Source organism: Sphaerisporangium dianthi (genome assembly GCF_042654065.1).
Classification (GTDB): Bacteria; Actinomycetota; Actinomycetes; order Streptosporangiales; family Streptosporangiaceae; genus Sphaerisporangium; species Sphaerisporangium dianthi.
Map to the genome: position 1 here is coordinate 600200 of NZ_JBHSFP010000002.1, position 17391 is coordinate 617590.

Sequence of the window (17391 nt, forward strand, 5' to 3'; positions counted from 1 at the left end):
GGTGCTCCCTTCACGGTGTTTCCGGTGCGGTGCGCAGGTGGTGGAGTAGGTCGGTGGCGAGTTGGCTCGATACGCCTAGCCGGGCGCGCAGCAGGTCGGGGGTGATGGGCTTGCCGTGTTTGGCGCTGTGCTCTTCGACCACGCGCCGGGCGTAGTCGAGGAGTGCGGGAGAGGGTTCGGTGGCGTCGCCCTGGGCGCGGTCGGCGGCGGGTAGGAGGGTGGGGAGCACGGTGGCCGGCGTGGCGACGGCCGAGGTCGGGGAGGGTTCGGGGCGGGGGCCGGTCGCGCGTCGTTCCAGCATCGAGACGGCGACGAGGAATGCTGCCGCGGGTGTTGCTGCGGTCAGCCAGCCCCACACCGAGGGTTCGGCCTGGTGGAGGTTGGCGGCGAGGGACAGGATGATTCCGGCGACCAGGACGCAGGTGGGCCAGGAGAGCGGGCCGGTCCGGTGGCGGCCGGTCTTCTTGTCGCGTTGCCGTTCGCGGGCGGCCATGACGCAGGTCAGGTCGACGCACACGGCCACCGCCCAGGCCATCGGGCCCGTCTGCCCGTGCTCCACCGCTGTCTGTCGTACGTGGGAGAAGGAGCCAGCACCGGCGATAAGTGCCAGGACTATGACGGGGCCGGAGTCCAGCAGCCAGGAGGCGAGGCGTCGCATGCCGGTCAGCCCTCCAGGACGGCGGTTTCAGGGGCGAGGAACTCGGCGAGGTCGGCATCGCTCAACTCGGCGCAATGGGTACCGGCCATGACCTCGGCCCAGGAGGGGGTGAGACTGGCGTAGGTGCGGGTGGCGGCTTCGGCGGCTTGCTCGGAGACGTAGAAGGAGCGCGCCCGGTACCACTGGCCGTCTTGGCCGGCGACGATCGCGACGCCGGGGGTTTCGGAGGCGATGGCCCGTGCGGAGACCAGGGCCGCGGGGTCGAGGTCGCCGAGGGTCATGGTCGCGGTTTCGGGGTCGTTGACGCGATGGCAGATCCGCCCGGAGCACTGGGCACGCAGCGCGGTCACTCCGGGGCCGAGGTCGGAGCCGATGCGCTGGCCGCAGCAGAACAGGTAGATCCCGAACGCCCGTCCGAGCTGGGCGACCCGCAGCAGCGCTGTCGAGGTCTTGGCGATCTCGTCTTTCTCGGACTTGTCGGCCATCAGGTACAGCTCTGCCAGCTCATCGACCAGGACCACCACGGGGACCGGCCGCCGAGGGCCGGACAGTTGCCAGATGTTGCGTGCTCCGGCCGTGCGGCAGGCGGCCATCCGGTCCACCATCAGCGAGACCAGGTCATCGAGGAGCTGCACGCATTCGGCGCGGGAGGTGGCCAGGGCCGACAGGCGGGGTTCGTATGGCGTGAACTCCACGCCGCCTTTGAGGTCGAAGCCGACCATTGCCACCGGTTGCGGGGACAGTCCGATGATCAGGGCGTTGGCGAGGTTGGACTTGCCGGATTGGGTGGCGCCGGCGTTGAGCCAGTGCGGGACGGTGCGGAAGTCGATGACCCAGGGGGAGCCGGTCTCCAACCGGCCGACGGTGACCTTGAGCAGTTCGGTGGAGACGGGGAGCTGGTCGATTCTGACCAGCGGATCGCGGATGGTCGCGGCCAGGGTGACGCGACCGCGTTTGGTGGAGGAGACGCGTACGGCGTGGACGCGCCAGGAGTGCGCGAGCCGTTCGGCGACCTGGGCGTAGTCCTCCGGGATCTGACCTTCCAGGAGGCGGATGGTGACGCGCCAGCCGTGACGGGTCGGCATGGGCAGCCACATCCACGGCTTGGTGTCGACCGCGACCCGTTGCAACCGCCGTTTGACGCGGACCAGGCCGGTCGAGGAGATCAGCCCGGGACGGTGGTGAACCAGAAGCGCTGCCGCTTCTTGGTCAGGCCGCAGCCGAGGGCGACCTTGCGCCAGGTGAGGCGGACCGTGATGGCGGTCAGCGGGTAGCGCAGGCACAGCCAGAAGGACCGGTAGTGCCAGCGGCTCCAGGCCCAGAGCCCGGCCGCCGAGGCGGCCAGGACTCCGAGGGCGAGCAGCAGATGGTCAGACACCGCGAGCCTCCGCGGTGACGGTGGCCAGGAGTGAGGTGGCGCGGTAGGCGATGCCCCAGCGTCCCGACAGTTCCCATACGTAGCCGACCAGGCCGACAGGCTTGACCTCGTTGCCGGGGACGACCGAGGGCTCTCCGACGACGCCGATCTTGACCAGCTCGATCTTGCCGAAGGCGTCCTCCACGGAGAACAGCACCTCGTAGACGGTCTGGCCGGTGGTCTTGTCGGTCTTGAGTTCGCCGGTCTCCTTGTTCATGATGCGCGGGCACGGAGCCTTCACGCAGATGAACTGGAGCCGGGAGACGTCGACCGGGATGGGGATGTTGCGCATGCTGAACACACCTCTCGTCTGCCTGCTGAGCAGGCGTGGGGGACGAGGGAGATCACGCGCCGTCAGAATCCGGAGGCGATAGCATCGAAGCGCCAACTAGGGTGCTGACCGCATCCGGCCTGGGCGGGTCTCCCGCTCAGGCCACTTCCATGTGTGGCCTGTACCGCTCCGGGGTGAGCGGTCGTTCTGTTTCGGCCCTGAAACGCAGAAGAGCGTTTGTGTTGGGCTGTCACCTCCTGTCCAGGAGAGCTTCAGCGACAACACAAACGCTACCTCGCACCGCGAGTATCTGCTAGTACTTTTAGTATTAGTGCACGTACTTTTTCTACACGCCGATCCGGTCCGCGAGTTCCCGCAGCTCAGGAGAGGGCGGGTCTTGCATGGTCAGCAAATCGGACACCAACTGATAGGTAATCCGGTGGTTCCGAATCTGCTCCGGAGTGATCGTCTCGGCCTCCAGCAGCGCGGACACGGCCTCCTCGACCTGACGGCGCTGCGCATGAGCGCGAGCCAGGTCGACATGAAGCCGGGCACGCCGCTCAGGAGACAACACCGAAGTGTCCACCGCCGTCCCGACCCGAAGCGCGTGACCGGCATCGCCCAGCTCGACCCCCACGGCCACCTCATGCAGCGTGACATTGGCCGGCCCGAACTCGGTGTTGTAGTCGTTGCGCCCCTCTCCCAGCCGCTCCGCGACCTCACGAGCCCGCGCCAGATGCTGATAAGCGGTATCGGCCTCGTTCAACCGGGACGCGGCCACGGCCCGTTGCAGAGTAAGACCACCCCACAACGACATGGCCTCGGGCTTGCCCTCGTCGACCAGGAACCACAACGCCTCGGAAGCCGTTCGCGCGGTCTCCTCCACCTGGTCGAAGTGACGCGCGCCCAAGAAGACGAAACCGAGCCGGAACGCGCCGGCCGCCATCATCAGCGGGTCACCCGCTCGTTCCGCCGCCACGATCGCCCGGTCGGCGGCGATCCACGCCGCCTCGGGTTCACCGAGCTTGGCCAGCGCCGCCGAGCACGCCTGATAGGTCACCGCCAGCAGTTGGAACAGCTCCGCCCGCCGCTCCTCGGGAGCCGAGCGGGCGGCCGTCTCCAGCGCGGGCACCAGGCCCCGGAGCAGGTCGGCCAGCTCGACATATCGGCTCTCGTGCGTCAGCTCCCAAGCACGGTCGACTCGCGGCTTGATCTCCGATGTGGGCGGGACGGGCACCGAGTGCAGCATGGCCCGTAGCGAATGGGCCCCCGAGAGCACCAGACGCAGACTCGCCGTTCCCGGGATCTCTTCGGCGGAGGCCGCGACCACCGGCGCCTCCGCCGCCAGCTCCGACAACGGGATGTCCAGAGCTTCGGCGACCTTCTCCAGGACCGACATGCGGTCGACCTTGCGAACACCACGCTCCACCTGGGAGATCCACGCCACCGACCGGTCGACCAGCCGCGCCAGCTCAGGTTGCGACAGACCCCGCCGTTTGCGTTCCTGGGCGATCCGCCGGCCTAGTGCTCGTTGGTATTCGGTGCTCACCCTGCCGTTCCCTTACCCGTCTGGAGCGACAGCCAGTCGACCTCGACCGAGGCCAGCAGCTCATCCCGCGCCCCGAGGAACCGTCGAGTGTGCTCCTGCTCCTCGTGGGTGTCGAAGGCCGCCCGGTCCCGGTACAGCTCATAGAAGATCCGCTGGAGCGGCTGGCCCTCCACCAGGTGGGACGCGTACACCAGCGTCCCGGGCTCTTCCGCGCGGATCTTCTCGATGGTCTCGGCGACCAGTTGATCGAACGCCGCCGCGCTCGCCTCGTCCTTACAGGTGAATCGGACCACCAGACCGAACATGAACTCCTCCTTCGTCGCAGCCTCTACCAGAGCAGTACTTATTGTGCGTGGCAAGTACTGCAAGTGGCTTGCACTCTAAGTACTGTACTCGTACTTTAAGTATCAGGCATAGATGGAGTGCCCCTGACCTGCTTGATCGCGAGGTGAGCCCACGTGACCGCACCCACAAACAGCCGCAAAGGCACCGGAGAATGGCAACAAACCTTCCTCGGACGAGTGGAGCAGGTGCGCGCGGTCCGCCGCTTCGTCAAGACCCACCTCCCCGACCACGCCGACGCCGATCTCATCGCCAGCGAACTCGCCACCAACGCCGTCGAGCACACCCACACCGGACAACCCGGCGGAACCCTCACCGCCACCGTCAAGCACCACCCCGACGGCACCGCCTACATCGAGATCGCCGACCAAGGCGGCCCCATCGCCTTCGGCGCCCGCACCCCCACCCGCGAAGGCGGACGAGGACTCCACCTCGTCACCGCCCTCACCACAACCTGGGGAGTCAAAGGCGACGCCGGCGGCCGCATCGTCTGGGCCGAGCTACCCCCGCCCACCCCATGAACGACACGCCATCGGCCTTAAGCGCCCTCCGCGAACGCTTCCCCCACTGGGCTTTCCTCTACAACCCCTTCGCCTACCGCTGGTACGCCCTCCACGGCCGCACCACCACCCTCACCGCCGACACCCCACAAGAACTCGCCGAACGCATCGTCCGCCACCAAGTACGCCAACGCCTGACCAGACCTCCCAGACGACCGACATCGATCACCCAGAAACGCAGGTCAGCCGAAGAGGTGTAAAGCATCAGCCGGAGGCACACCGTCAAGCATCAACCGAAGTAGGACAAAAGCCTGCGTTCTTCCGGATGAGGACTTTCTCTACGTCTTTAAAGGCGGACCGCTACGCGGCCCGCCGCGCGCCTGGCGGTCGCCGACCGCGCTGCGGCTCTTCGGCCGGTCGCGGCCGGCACCGCCCAGCGCGCAATCGACCACGAGGCGAGCGCCTTCACCACGAAAGTCCGTTCAAATCGCTCAACTCAGCCGCGCTTGCAGCGTCACGGCCTCCGTCTCACCCTCGTGGAGGGTCGATCACAAGGGGCGTCTCCGGCCCGTAGTCGGTGAGGTGGGACGATCGGCAGACTTCGGCTCTGGCCGTGAGGGGTCGGGGCCGATCGCTGCCGCGCCGCCCCGGTGCTCGGCCCTGGCGGGCCTGCGCTCCAGGCCGGCTTGCCACCGGCTATCTTTCCCATCCCGATGGTGGATCTTGAGCGACGCCTTGAGGACGTGACCTGCTCAGGAGCCGCCCGCTTTCTCCTCTGTGAGCATTCTCAGTAGATCAATCGACTCTTCATGCTCCGGCCCGAATCGTTGTGCGTCAAGGTCAGCCAGACTCCGCCACAGGTCCACGCTTTCTCGGACAAGGGATAAGCCTTCGTCCGAGCGCTCCAGTAGGGCGACGGTGACGCCGAGGACGGTCAGGGAGGCGGCGAGATCGGGGAGGTAGCGGTGGGGGTGGTGTTCGGCCAGTTCCCTGCGGATGGTGACGGCTTCCTCGGCAAGAGGGAGAGCCTCCGCTAGGCGGTCTAGCACTGAGTAGATGGCGCTGAGCTTGGTCAGGACGCTGGCGAGGCCGGGGAGGTAGCGGTCGGGGTGGTGTTCGGTTAGTTCCCGGTAGATGGTGACGGCTTCCTCGGCGAAATGGAAAGCTTCCGCTGGACGGTCGAGCTGTAAGTAGTAGGTGCCGAGGTTGGTCAGGGAGGAGGCGAGATCGGGGCGGTAGCGGTCGGGGTGGTGTTCGGTTAGTTCCCGGTAGATGGTGACGGCTTCCTCGGCAGGAGGGAGGGCCTCCGCTAAGTGGTCTAACTCCGAGTACCGGGTGCCGAGGTTGGTCAAGGAGGCGGCGAGATCGGGGAGGTAGCGGTCGGGGTGGTGTTCGGCCAGTTCCCTGCGGATGGTGACGGCTTCCTCGGCAAGAGGGAGAGCCTCCGCTAGGCGGTCTAGCACTGAGTAGATGGCGCTGAGGTTGGTCAGAACGCTGGGGAGGCCGGAGAGGTAGCGGTCGGGGTGGTGTTCGGTTAGTTCCCGGTAGATGGTGACGGCTTCCTCGGCGAAATGGAAAGCTTCCGCTGGACGGTCGAGCTGTAAGTAGTGGGCGCCGAGGTTGGTCAAGGAGGCGGCGAGATCGGGGAGGTAGCGGTCGGGGTGGTGTTCGGCCAGTTCCCGGTAGATGGTGACGGCTTCCTCGGCAGGAGGGAGGGCCTCCGCTAAGTGGTCTAACTCCGAGTACCGGGTGCCGAGGTTGGTCAAGGAGGCGGCGAGATCGGGGAGGTAGCGGTCGGGGTGGTGTTCGGCCAGTTCCCTGCGGATGGTGACGGCTTCCTCGGCAGGAGAGAGGGTTTCCGCTAAGCGGTCTAACTCCGAGTATCGGGTGCTGAGCTTGGCCAGGGAGGCGGCGAGGCCGGGGCGGTAGCGGTCGGGGTGGTGTTCGGTTAGTTCCCGGTAGATGGTGACGGCTTCCTCGGCGAGAGGGAGGGCCTCCGCTAAGCGGCCCAGCTTTGGGTATCGGTCGCTGAGGTTGGCCAGGGAGGCGGCGAGGCCGGGGAGGTAGCGGTCGGGGTGGTGTTCGGCTAGTTCCCGGTAGATGGTGACGGCTTCCTCGGCGAAATGGAAAGCTTCCGCTGGACGGTTCAGCGCTGAGTGGATGACGTTGAGGTTGGTCAAGGAGGCGGCGAGGTTGGGGCGGTAGCGGTCGGGGTGGTGTTCGGCCAGTCCTCGGTAGATGGTGACGGCTTCCTCGGCGAGAGGGAGGGCCTCGGCTTGGCGGCCCAGCTCTGAGAGCCAGATCCCGAGGTTAATCAGGGAGGCGGCGAGATCGGGGAGGTAGCGGTCGGGGTGGTGTTCGGCCAGTGCCCTGCGGATGGTGACGGCTTCCTCGGCAGGAGAGAGGGCCTCCCTCGAGCGGCCCAGCTCAGATAGCCAGATGCCGAGGGCGGTTAGAGAGTCGGCGAGATCGGAGCGGTAGCGGTCGGGGTGGTGTTCGGCTAGTTCCCGGTAGATGGTGACGGCTTCTTCGGCGGCAGCCAGAGCATCCGCTGGGCGGCCAAGCTGGGCGGTCGACCTTCCCACCTTCGACAACCAGTAGGCCCGTTCGTTACTACGCTCCCTAGCGGGAAAGCTGTCCAGCACCTTGCGGGCAAGGATCGCGTCCGCTTCGGCTAAGGACAACGACGGGTAGGGAATCGCCCCAGAAATCGCCGCCAAGGTCTCTCGTGGCGCCTCCAAATCCGCCGCCACCTGCGCCACCAACGGCAGGATCTGTTGCAGCAACTCCTGCGCCGGTTCGTAGTCCACCGACGCTCGTCCCAGGACGATCAACGCTTGATGTGACTGTGCGAGATCCAGATCACTTAAACACCTCTGCGCCAGCTCCGGCGAGGCTGCCAGCTCCCGTGTCACGTGCAGTTCAGCCAACCTGTCCGGTCGTAGCGAGCCCAACCATGCCGATCCGCCAGCGTCCGGCGGATACAACCCCCGTAACCACTCCGCCAACTTCCTGCTGCCCACCACACCTGGCACCCGTTCCGCCAGCGCCACTGCTTGTTCTTGACTCGCAGACCCGAGCAACGCCCCAGCCGCCACGATCTGTCGCAAAACTTCTAACGGCAATCCCGCCGGCCCCTCACGTAAGCCTGCCGCGTCCGCGCTGCCCTGCCAGTACCGCACCTCATGGGACAGCAAATCGACAAGCACGTCCGTCAACTCCACCCGAACCGTAGCGCTGGACTGCTCAGCCGACCGCAGCACGCCCACCAGTGCCGCCGCGTGTAGATCCAAGATCGGTACGGGCTCGTCCTCAGTCATGCCCGCCACTTCCACCTTCGGTGTCTGGTCCAGCTTGAACAGGTACGCGAACGCCTTAGCCGCCTCTGCCACCACCTGAGCGTTACTCGCCCGCTCGCTAACCCGCGCCGTCAGCTCCATCCGTTCGGCATCGGCCTGTATGAACAGCTCACGCACTACCCGTTCATCACCCTCCAAGCGTCGCCACCACTCACCCGCACTACGCCCAGCCAGCACCACTCGCACCTGTTCATCAGCCACCGTCGCACGCACCAGCTCCCGCAGGCCGGTTCGCGTCTCGGCGTAATCCACCACCAGCAGCACCCACCCCTTGCCCCGGGGTTCCTGCCGGTAGTTCTCCACTGCCGTAGCCTCTTGGCCCTCACGTACCCACAAGACACCCCACCGTCGCTCATACAAACGACGCTCCAACTCCACCAGCAGGCGCGTCTTACCGACACCACCACCCCCGGTTATCACCCGCAGCGGGCACGCTCCTGCATCGGAACACCAGTCCAGCAGACCGTCCAATTCCTTGGTGCGCCCCACGAAGTCCACCACCGCTCGCTCCGCCGTAAGCACACTGGCTGGCCCCCAGGTACCCGGACGTAACTCTGGTACCGAACGCGCCAGCTCCCGACCCTTGCGACGTGTCGCCACCAGTTCCACCACCGAGGGTGCGAAGCCACCCACCACGGCCGCGACCGCGGCCCAAACCGCCACCGAAACAGGTTTGCCGTCGACCAACGCGGCCACCAGCCCCACCACGCCGGCCACCGCTACCACCAACGACACACGCCACCACATCGCCATATTTCATATGTAGAACACCCTCACGGCCTGCGTCCGCCTCGTTACCCAACCGCAAGCCCTCGACGCAGCAGCTTGCTAACGCAGGTGCTAACAGCACCCCGAGACACAGATGGACGACGATAAAAAACGATCTCGGCGCTAGGCCCCTGGGCAGCGTGCATGAGATAGCGAAAGACGTCCCTGGATGACCGTGTCCTGGCTTGTAAACCGTAGGTCAGGGGTTCGATTCCCCTCGTCGGCTCCCAGCTCAAAGGCCCCCCGCGAAGATCGCGAGGGGCCTTTTGCCAACACCTTCGCCAACACGAGCTACGCGGGAGCTCGTGACGACCAGGCAATGGTCACCCGCGCCCCCAGCGCCTGCTCCGTCGGCAACGACAAGATCACCAATCATCGGATCTACTGCGACCGGCTGAGCTGTACAGCCGGCTTGGTGGCGAACTCGTCTTCGGCGGTCCCTCACCGGCATAGCCCGGCGCGCGGTCGAAATCCGCATGCCGTAGGCAGGAGCCCTGCCTGGCAGGCGAGCAGGAGAACTGGTCGCCGACGTCTCGTGGAGGCAACGGTCGCCCGAGTTCGGCGGTGAAGACGCAACCGCTGTCGCCGCTGTTGTAGCGGTGCAGGAAGTCTCCGAGGGCATCGGCGCGTTCGTCATTGCCGGCGTAGGGCCGTAGGTGGCCCATTCCTCTACCAGGCGCCCGACGGCATCGAATCGATTCGTGCAACTGTGAAGGTTCGACACAGGTCTGGATGGTCCTGAGCATGCCGATTCGATCTTGGAGCCGTGTTCGAGGCGTCCAACGCAGCCTGAAAATTACACGACGTCCAGGACCGCGTGATCTCATCGGGCGTGATGGGAGCCAGACGGCCGAAGTGATCCGATCTATGTGGAGCCCTGAGCATTGACAGGTGGGGGCCTGGGCCTTAAATGTGATGTCCGGCCATGCCGTCGAACCGATACGACGCTCCCATTACGAGGAGACCGGATGCCCCCTCAAGCCGTCGGCTTTCGCCGACGAACGGCGACGGCCTGAACGGCCGGGCGGTGGTGCCCGCGGAGCGGCGGCCGGACCCGGGAAGTGCCTCACACACGGGATTCACCCGAAAGGATTGCCGATGAAGCGGAGCGACCCCTCCTCCCGTCCTCGACGCACGGCGAGCAGGTGGCCGGCTGTGGTGGCGGCCTTGCTGGTCGCGACGATCGGGGCTCAGCCGGCTGTCGCGGCACAGCGGTCCGCGCCGTCGGAGTCCACCGCGTCGGAGTCCACCGCGACGGCTGCCGCCGCCGCTGGGGACATCGACGGCTTCACCGCGGGCAATGCCGCGGTCGCTTCGGTCGATCTCGCCGGGACGTGGAGTTTCACCCCGGCGGGCCGGGCGACGACGTCGATCAAGGTGCCCGGAGGCGGCTGGTACAAGCAGGGGTTCACCGATGTGTCCCAGGCGGTGTACTCGCGTACGGTGACGGTGCCGGACTCGGGGCAGCCGCAGTCGGCGTGGATCGAGTTCGGCGCCGTGAACCACCAGGCGACGTTGTCGGTGGACGGCCGGGTGGTCGCGACGCAGACCACGGCCTTCACTCCGTCGAAGTTCGACATCAGCGCCTACGCCGCCCCGGGCACCACTCATACGATCAGCGTCGACGTGAAGGGCCGCGGCGCGTTGAAGGCGTCCAATGGCCGGTACCTGGTGCCCGACGCCGCCGAGTGGTCCGAGGCGGTCCCCCAGGGGATCTACCGCTCCGCGTTCCTGCGGGTGTATCCGGCGGTGTACGTCAGTGACACGTTCGTCCGCACGTCGGTGGCGAATCAGACCCTCGGCTACGACATGTGGGTGACCAACACCTCGACCAGCGCTCGATCGGTGACGGTGACCGGCGAGCTCTCCTCGGACGGCGGCGGGACGTTCTCCTACCCGGCGCTGCCGTCGCGCACCGTGACCGTGGGGGCGCGGTCGACGGCCAAGGTGACGGTCGATTCCGTCGCGTGGAACCTCGGCAGCGCCTCGTACTGGTGGCCGAACGTCCCCTACCGGTCGGGCTACCGAGCCCAGCTTCACCGTCTCAAGGTTCACGCCGCGACCGACGACGGCCGCACGAGTGACGCGACGTACCGGTTCGGGTTCCGGGAGGCCACCCAGAACGGGGAGTACTACTACATCAACGGCGTGCGCGCGAACTTCCGCGGCGACAACCTCCAGGGTGCCGACTACGACCGGATCAACAACGGCGGCAAGGGCGACGCCTTCGACACGCTGCCCGGATTCCTGCCCCCGTCGTCCGGCAACGGCGGCTGGCCGCAGGCCGTGGACAACTACCAGCGGCTCAACTACAACGTGGTGCGCATCCACCAGGAGCCCGCCAGCCCGTACATGTTGGATGTCGCCGACGAGATGGGCCTGATGGTGATCGACGAGGTCGCGATCCGCGGCTCCCAGTCCGGGCAGGATTGGATCACCGGGCACGACAACATGGTCAACCACGCCCGTGCGCTGGTCCTGCGCGACCGCAACCACCCCGCGGTCATCCGCTGGAGTCAGAACAACGAGCCGAACCAGAGCGGCCAGGATTCCGAACAGTTCGAGAAGGACCTGTACGCGGCGATGAACGGCGCCGACGGCACCCGGCCGATCATTGTCGAGCTGGGCGTCGGCGCGAATCTCAACATGTATCCCGGGATGACGTACGCCAACTTCGCGGTGATCTCGCACTACGTCGACGGCTTCGGCAGGTACGGGGAGGGCCTGATCACCGTGAACGGGCGGCCCGAGGGCGAGGGCGAGTACATCTGGCCGGCATGCAACAACAAGCAGGGCTTCGAGTGGTTCGCCACGGCGACCCTGGCCAAGCGCGGCAAGGGCGCCGCCGACCTGCGTCCGTACACGCTGCTGTCCGCCTGGGCCAGCGTCGTGCCCGGCGTGCGTTCCACCGACTTCACCCCCGAGGAGGGCGGTCACCCCATCTACGGCGCGGACAACCTCCCGGACCCCTGGAGCAACCCGCAGATCCAGCGCGTGCAGGCGGCGTTCAACCCGGTGGCAGCGGTCGACCTCCCGTACTGGTCCGCCTCCGGCGCCTCGGACTCCAACGGCACCTTCCCTCTGCCGCAGGCCGTGCCCACCTACGCCCGCAACGCCACGGTCACCCGTAACATCACCGTCTTCAACGACGACTTCGCCGACACTTCGGTGGGCTTCACCTGGACGGCGCGGCTCGACGCGCCGAACGGCGCGGTCGTGGCGTCCGGAAGCACGACCCTGACCGTCCCGCTCGGCTCGCGGGTCACCCAGCCGGTGTCCTTCACCACCCCGGCCAGCGGCAGCCGCGTGTACCTGCAGCTGTCGACCACGAAGTCCGGTAGCCCCGTCTTCACCGACGCGGTGGAGTACTTCAACCTCAGCGGAGGCGGCGGAAGCGGACCCGCACCGGGCACCTACCGCATCGTCAACCGCAACAGCGGTAAGCCGCTCGCTGTCGCGGGCAACTCCACCGCCGACGGTGCCAAGGTGGTCCAGCAGAGCGGCAGCGCCACCTGGACCATCGCCACGACCTCCGACGGCTCCTACACCCTCAAGTACGTCCCGACTGGAAAGATGCTCGACGTCAACGCCGGCAGCAGCACGGCCGGGCTGCAACTGCAGCAGTGGACGGCCAACGGCGGCACCAACCAGATGTGGTATCTGCGATCCACCGGCAGCGGCTACTACACCATCGTCAGCCGCAACAGCGGACTGGTGGCGGACGTCTCCGGTGCTTCGACGAGCGACGGAGCGCAGGTCGTGCAGTGGGCCGCCAACGGCGGGAACAACCAGCAGTGGCAACTGACCCAGAGTTGACCGGACGACCTGGTTCGCGCCTGCTGCCGCGGCGTTGACCGTTACCCCTGGCCGCTCGGCCCTGCGGCCAGGGGTAACGGCGAGATGTCGACTCCGAACGTCGGCAGGCGACCACCACCGAGCACCTTGTCTCCGCTCCCATCGGTACGGGCCGGCAGACCACCGCGGTGAACGCGTCGAACCGCCTCGCTCGCGAGCGGTAGGCGCTCGTCATTGATCGAACCCCCATGGGGGTTCGATCAATGACGGCTCAAAGGACCCCCACGCTGGGGGAGGTTCCGCAACCGTCGGCCGGCTCCTACAACCATGGGGAGATCCCCATGGCTTGTTCGCACAGCTCGGGGGGGCCGCAGCGTTCGACGGTCCATGGTGATGGGCGCTACGGCCGTCGTGTTGGTTCAATCACCGCCGCCATCCCTATGAGGGGCGTTTAGGTCAGGGGTTCGATTCCCCTCGTCGGCTCCCCTCAGAAAGGCCCCTCGCGACAACCGCCGGGGGCCTTTGCCTTCGCGTGCGCGTGCGCGTGCGCGTGCGCGTGGGCGGTGCGGTCGTGCTGGGGCTGGTGGCTGGACGGTGTGGGGGCGGTCGACGGCCGGGAGCTTCTTTGTCGGCCCCGGCTCGCTGAGGGGGCAGGGACGGCGTGATTTCATGGCAGGTAGGTAGCGATGGTCCGTTCCCCCTGATCATGTGAGGGAGGGACAGGCATGGAGATCACGCCCCAGGCGGTCGTCATTCCCAAGGAGACCGGCCATCTGGAACAGGGGAAGTACGGCCCCGTCTTCCCCAAGACCCCGGCGTGTTACGGGTTCACCATCATCGCGAAGGTCAAGCCCGGCCGTGCGGAGGCGATCCGCGACCACGGCCACATGCTGGCCAAGGCGCTGGAGGCGAACCCGCATCTGCTCGCGCCGCTCAAGCTGCACTATCTGCGCTGGGTGCTGTTCGACGACGACACGCGGTTCATGTACCAGGGGATCTTCGACACCGACTTCGACAAGTACACCGAAGACGCCGTCGACCTTTTCAGCAGGTCAGGGGTGAGTACGGCTTTCGAGAACCTTGAGGGGTTTCCTGAGGACTGGAAGACCGACCCGGAGGCGTTCGTCCGGTTCGTTCGTGCGCACCACTGCCCGAGTTTCATCGAGTACGGGGAGTATCCGTACGTCACTGCCGACGAGATCAAGAAAGCTCTGCGGATCAAGAGCGCTCTGTCGGAGATGCTCGACCAGCTGCAGTGACATCCGCACGGGTCACGGGGGGCGAGATGAGCGAGTTCAGGACCGCGCGCACCTACAACCAGCACCATGTGCCGCGCCGGTACACGGCAGGTCGGCGGCGGCTGAGCATCTACGTCGCGTGGAGCTACCCGGCGGAGGCGGGCCGGAACACGTCCGAGCTGGACGACCGGTTCTCCACGATGACCGAGGTGCGCCGGGTGGCGTGGCCGGCCTACGAGGACCCGCGATGGTCGGATCCGCTGCGGTTCCAGCAGGGCATCTCGGGCGGGCTGGAGCTGTTCTTCCGGGGCTGGCTTCCGTTCCAGCAGTTCATCGAGGAGACCACCGGCCACGCCGTTCCGGTGTACCAGCGCGTCGATCAGGCGGGCTTCCACACCCCACTGGATGGGCGCGTCCTGGCGGACTCCGACACCCTGTTCGTGTGGGGGCTGGATCACATGATCACCGGGCAGGAGGCCGCGCCCGAGGAGATCGAGGCCGTACGGGACTTCCTCACCCGGGAGGGAACCTGTCTGGCCCTGGGGCCGCATCACGACGTCGGGGCATCGGACGACATGGCCGTGCGGGACATCGAGTACCGCCATCACGGTGACCCCTTGGTGCCCCGCCGGCAACGCTTCGGCAGATACACCAGATCGTTGATGGCGGGTCTTGGAGTGCCCGTGGAGAACCGATATGGGCTGCGGCCCGCGGTGAGGGACGGCAACAAGATCGCCCCGTTGTCCATCGCGAGGGATCTCGACACCAGGGGATGGCTGGAGGGAGTGTCCAGCTTCAACTTCCACCAGCACCTGCCGCACTATGCCGTGGTCACCGACGACCCGGACGTCATCCACGTGCTGGGCAGGCAGCCCATCGACACCGCCCGGCCGCACCCCTTCACCGAGGCGGGCAACACCGAGTTCAACATGTTCCTGTGGATGCCGCCCGGCGGCGATCGGGCCGGTGATGTGATCATGGCGGATTCGACGATCTTCAGCACGTTGTTCGGCGCCGACGAGAGCCTGCGCGCCTTCTGGGGAAATCTCGCCTCGGCGAAGTAGCGCCATAGGGAGGCGAGCCGTGGTCGGCGACCGAACGCGGGGCGCGCTGGAACTCCACGACATCCAGCGCGGCGTGCTCAGCCCTCGGCCGACGCCGTACGCGGCGACGTACGTCCTGTTGCGGATCGACGACCCCGCGCATGGCAGGGAACTCATGCGGCGCGCGAGCGCGGTGGTGACCTCGGCCGCCGACTCGGCGACCCCCTTGGGCGAGACCTGGGTGAGCGTGGCCGTCACCTACCACGGCCTCAGAGCACTCGGCGTGCCGCAGGACTCGCTGGACACCTTCGCCTGGGAGTTCCGCCAAGGGATGGCGGCACGGGCCAAGGCGCTCGGCGACATCGGCGAGAACGGTCCCGGCAACTGGGAACCACCACTCGGCACACCCGACGTCCACGTGGTGCTGGTGGCGCTCGCTCCCGACAGCGCACGACTCGAGACCGCCCTCGCGCGCGCCCGTCCGGCCTTGGACGCCCTTCCGGGCGTCACAGCCATCTGGCGGCAGAACTGCCACGCGCTGCCCACCCAGACCGAACCGTTCGGCTACCGCGACGGCATCGGCAACCCGGCCGTCGAGGGCAGCGGCGTACCCGGATCGAACCGGCTGGAGCCACCGCTCAAGGCCGGCGAATTCGTGCTCGGATACCCCGACGAGATGGGCGGCACCCAAACACTCCGCCCCGAGGTGCTCGGCCGTAACGGCACCTACCTGGCCTTCCGCAAGCTCCACCAACGCGTCGGCGCCTTCCGGCGCTACCTGAGGGACAACTCCACCAGCCCCCAAGACGAAGAACTGCTGGCAGCCAAGATCATGGGACGCTGGCGCAGCGGCGCACCACTGGCCCTGACCCCATTGCGCGATGCCCCCGACCTTGGCGCCGACCCGAGCCGCAACAACACTTTCCTGTACGAGCGCGACGATCCGTCGGGCTACACGACCCCCGGCGGTTGCCACATCCGCCGGGGCAATCCCCGCGACGCGTCGGTGGCCGGATCGCCCAGGCTGCACCGCATGATCAGACGTGGCACCGCGTACGGCCCGCCGCTGCCCGAAGGCGTCATGGAAGACGACGGGGTCGACCGCGGACTCATGTTCGCCTTCATCGGAGCACACCTCGGCAGGCAGTTCGAATTCGTCCAGTCCGAGTGGATGAACAGCGGCGTCTTCTTCGGCGGCGGCGACGAGCGGGATCCCATCATCGGCTCCGATCACGGCCGCCGTGACTTCACGATCCCCCGGCGGCCCGTACGCCGGCGCCTGCACGCGCTGCCCCGGTTCGTCGTCACGCGTGGCGGCGAATACTGCTTCATGCCCGGACTTCGCGCGCTGCGCTGGCTCGGAGATCTCCGAGACTGAAGCTGAGGACTGTCCCGTCCGCGGTGACCGCCCACTCGTTGTGTTCGCTTCCCTCGTCTGCTCCAGCTCGAAGGCTCCTTGCGATCATCGCAGGGTGCGCCTGTCTTCGTCCGAGGCGCGGCTCGGCTTTTTTCTGCCGGTGGGAACCGTGCGCGGTGACACATCGTTGATCTGCGGTATAAGCGGAATAGGAGTGCGATGGGCCGCGGTAAGACCGCCCGCAGGAAGCGTAGCCGTCGACAACTTCATCAGCCCGGCACGCTGGATGGTTCTGCGTCGAGCGACTCTTCTTCTTATTCTCAACTGTCGACGCGCGATCGGCTGTCCTCGATGCATGGAGATATCGCGATCCTGCTCATGGTGGCGGCCGTCGTCGTCGCGATCGCGACAGTGGACGACTACCGGGGACTGCGGCGACTGCAGGAACACGGTATCCCGGCTACGGCCACGGTCGTCGACGTCCATTATCGAAAGAATTTTCCCAATGAGCCGGAAGTCAGATTCACCACGCGGGACGGCGTCGCGATTGAAGCGAGAGTTGGTGTCCATCGTTGGGACGGCCCTCCCGAGATAGATGATTCTCGGCAGGTGCTCTACGATCCACTGGACCCGGTGGGTGGAGTGCTGGACAGGAGGGCGAAGTTCGTCCACGCGACGCATTGGCTGAGCGCCGCTGTAGTCCTCCTGCTCGTTCCTCTGGCGATCGCGACGTGGCGCCTAGGTCCCCGCCTGTTCGGCTGGAGTCGCATGGAATCGTGGCGACGCAGGCGCATGGGACGACGATTGGCGTCGTGACCGGACGACGAGGTGCCGCCTGCGGCGCCGGCAGCGGGGAGCGGTGCGGCTGAGCGAGTCGGCGTGACCGACTTGGACCTGTCGATGCAGGTCACCGGGGGCGGACCGGAGCGCGACCCTGCATCGGATCAAGGCCGGAGGGCGTACAGTAGGCGCTCCCTGACCGGGGATCGCCTCCGTAGGCCGCTGCGCTGAAACTTCCAGGCGCGACCTGGCGTTTTCACGGGCCGCCCGGTCGCGGTCTCGACATGGGGCGCTGTAGGCGTCTACCGTCCGCA

At 66.9% G+C, this 17391-nt stretch carries 13 protein-coding genes and 1 tRNA gene; 7 read left to right on the forward strand and 7 right to left on the reverse strand.

Annotation, left to right across the window (positions count from 1 at the left end; translation table 11 throughout):
• Positions 1–10: 10 nt before the first annotated feature.
• From ACFO60_RS05765 to ACFO60_RS05790, 6 genes are all read right to left on the reverse strand, one after another.
• The gene (locus ACFO60_RS05765; RefSeq protein WP_380837878.1) at positions 11–658 is read right to left on the reverse strand and encodes a DUF2637 domain-containing protein; all 648 of its coding nucleotides are present in this window, start codon (positions 656–658) and stop codon (positions 11–13) included.
• A 5-nt stretch (positions 659–663) separates the two neighbouring features.
• Positions 664–1788 (reverse strand): FtsK/SpoIIIE domain-containing protein, encoded by a 1125-nt coding sequence (locus ACFO60_RS05770; protein ID WP_380837881.1) that lies wholly within the window; start codon positions 1786–1788, stop codon positions 664–666.
• A gap of 35 nt (positions 1789–1823) precedes the next feature.
• Positions 1824–2036 carry a hypothetical protein gene (locus ACFO60_RS05775; RefSeq protein ID WP_380837884.1) on the reverse strand — a complete coding sequence of 71 codons (213 nt, stop codon included), beginning with the start codon at positions 2034–2036 and terminating at the stop codon, positions 1824–1826.
• Positions 2029–2367 carry an SCO3933 family regulatory protein gene (locus ACFO60_RS05780; RefSeq protein ID WP_380837887.1) on the reverse strand — a complete coding sequence of 113 codons (339 nt, stop codon included), beginning with the start codon at positions 2365–2367 and terminating at the stop codon, positions 2029–2031. Before ACFO60_RS05780 ends, ACFO60_RS05775 begins: the two co-directional genes overlap by 8 nt.
• Before the next feature lie 325 nt (positions 2368–2692).
• The gene (locus ACFO60_RS05785; RefSeq protein ID WP_380837890.1) at positions 2693–3895 is read right to left on the reverse strand and encodes a helix-turn-helix domain-containing protein; all 1203 of its coding nucleotides are present in this window, start codon (positions 3893–3895) and stop codon (positions 2693–2695) included.
• Positions 3892–4200, reverse strand: coding sequence for a putative quinol monooxygenase (locus tag ACFO60_RS05790; RefSeq protein ID WP_380837893.1), 309 nt, complete (start codon positions 4198–4200; stop codon positions 3892–3894). Before ACFO60_RS05790 ends, ACFO60_RS05785 begins: the two co-directional genes overlap by 4 nt.
• Before the next feature lie 153 nt (positions 4201–4353).
• On the opposite strand from ACFO60_RS05790, the gene ACFO60_RS05795 reads away from it, so the two are divergent.
• The gene (locus tag ACFO60_RS05795) at positions 4354–4758 is read left to right on the forward strand and encodes an ATP-binding protein (RefSeq protein ID WP_380837896.1); all 405 of its coding nucleotides are present in this window, start codon (positions 4354–4356) and stop codon (positions 4756–4758) included.
• Positions 4759–5489: 731 nt separating this feature from the next.
• Here ACFO60_RS05795 and ACFO60_RS05800 read toward each other — a convergent pair.
• Positions 5490–8849 (reverse strand): tetratricopeptide repeat protein, encoded by a 3360-nt coding sequence (locus tag ACFO60_RS05800; RefSeq protein ID WP_380837899.1) that lies wholly within the window; start codon positions 8847–8849, stop codon positions 5490–5492.
• Between the two features lie 1113 nt (positions 8850–9962).
• Here ACFO60_RS05800 and ACFO60_RS05805 point away from each other — a divergent pair.
• From ACFO60_RS05805 to ACFO60_RS05830, 6 genes are all read left to right on the forward strand, one after another.
• The gene (locus ACFO60_RS05805) at positions 9963–12680 is read left to right on the forward strand and encodes an RICIN domain-containing protein (protein WP_380837902.1); all 2718 of its coding nucleotides are present in this window, start codon (positions 9963–9965) and stop codon (positions 12678–12680) included.
• Between the two features lie 384 nt (positions 12681–13064).
• Positions 13065–13142 (forward strand) — tRNA-Ser (locus tag ACFO60_RS05810).
• A 242-nt stretch (positions 13143–13384) separates the two neighbouring features.
• Entirely contained in the window at positions 13385–13918 is a 534-nt protein-coding gene (locus ACFO60_RS05815) for a hypothetical protein (protein ID WP_380837905.1), read from the forward strand.
• Positions 13919–13944: 26 nt separating this feature from the next.
• A complete protein-coding gene (locus ACFO60_RS05820; protein WP_380837908.1) occupies positions 13945–14961 on the forward strand; it encodes a hypothetical protein in 1017 nt (338 codons plus the stop codon).
• 19 nt (positions 14962–14980) lie between these two features.
• Positions 14981–16318 (forward strand): Dyp-type peroxidase, encoded by a 1338-nt coding sequence (locus ACFO60_RS05825; RefSeq protein ID WP_380837911.1) that lies wholly within the window; start codon positions 14981–14983, stop codon positions 16316–16318.
• A gap of 198 nt (positions 16319–16516) precedes the next feature.
• On the forward strand, positions 16517–17113 hold the full coding sequence (locus ACFO60_RS05830; protein ID WP_380837913.1) for a DUF3592 domain-containing protein: 597 nt from the start codon (positions 16517–16519) through the stop codon (positions 17111–17113).
• Positions 17114–17391 lie beyond the last annotated feature (278 nt).

Excerpts from the sequence above, each read along its gene's own strand:
- ACFO60_RS05765 (WP_380837878.1), bottom strand. The coding sequence starts at position 658 with ATGCGACGCCTCGCCTCCTGGCTGCTGGACTCCGGCCCCGTCATAGTC.
- ACFO60_RS05780 (WP_380837887.1), bottom strand. The coding sequence starts at position 2,367 with ATGCGCAACATCCCCATCCCGGTCGACGTCTCCCGGCTCCAGTTCATC.
- ACFO60_RS05790 (WP_380837893.1), bottom strand. The coding sequence starts at position 4,200 with ATGTTCGGTCTGGTGGTCCGATTCACCTGTAAGGACGAGGCGAGCGCG.
- ACFO60_RS05800 (WP_380837899.1), bottom strand. The coding sequence starts at position 8,849 with ATGGCGATGTGGTGGCGTGTGTCGTTGGTGGTAGCGGTGGCCGGCGTG.
- ACFO60_RS05805 (WP_380837902.1), top strand. The coding sequence starts at position 9,963 with ATGAAGCGGAGCGACCCCTCCTCCCGTCCTCGACGCACGGCGAGCAGG.
- ACFO60_RS05815 (WP_380837905.1), top strand. The coding sequence starts at position 13,385 with ATGGAGATCACGCCCCAGGCGGTCGTCATTCCCAAGGAGACCGGCCAT.
- ACFO60_RS05820 (WP_380837908.1), top strand. The coding sequence starts at position 13,945 with ATGAGCGAGTTCAGGACCGCGCGCACCTACAACCAGCACCATGTGCCG.
- ACFO60_RS05830 (WP_380837913.1), top strand. The coding sequence starts at position 16,517 with ATGGGCCGCGGTAAGACCGCCCGCAGGAAGCGTAGCCGTCGACAACTT.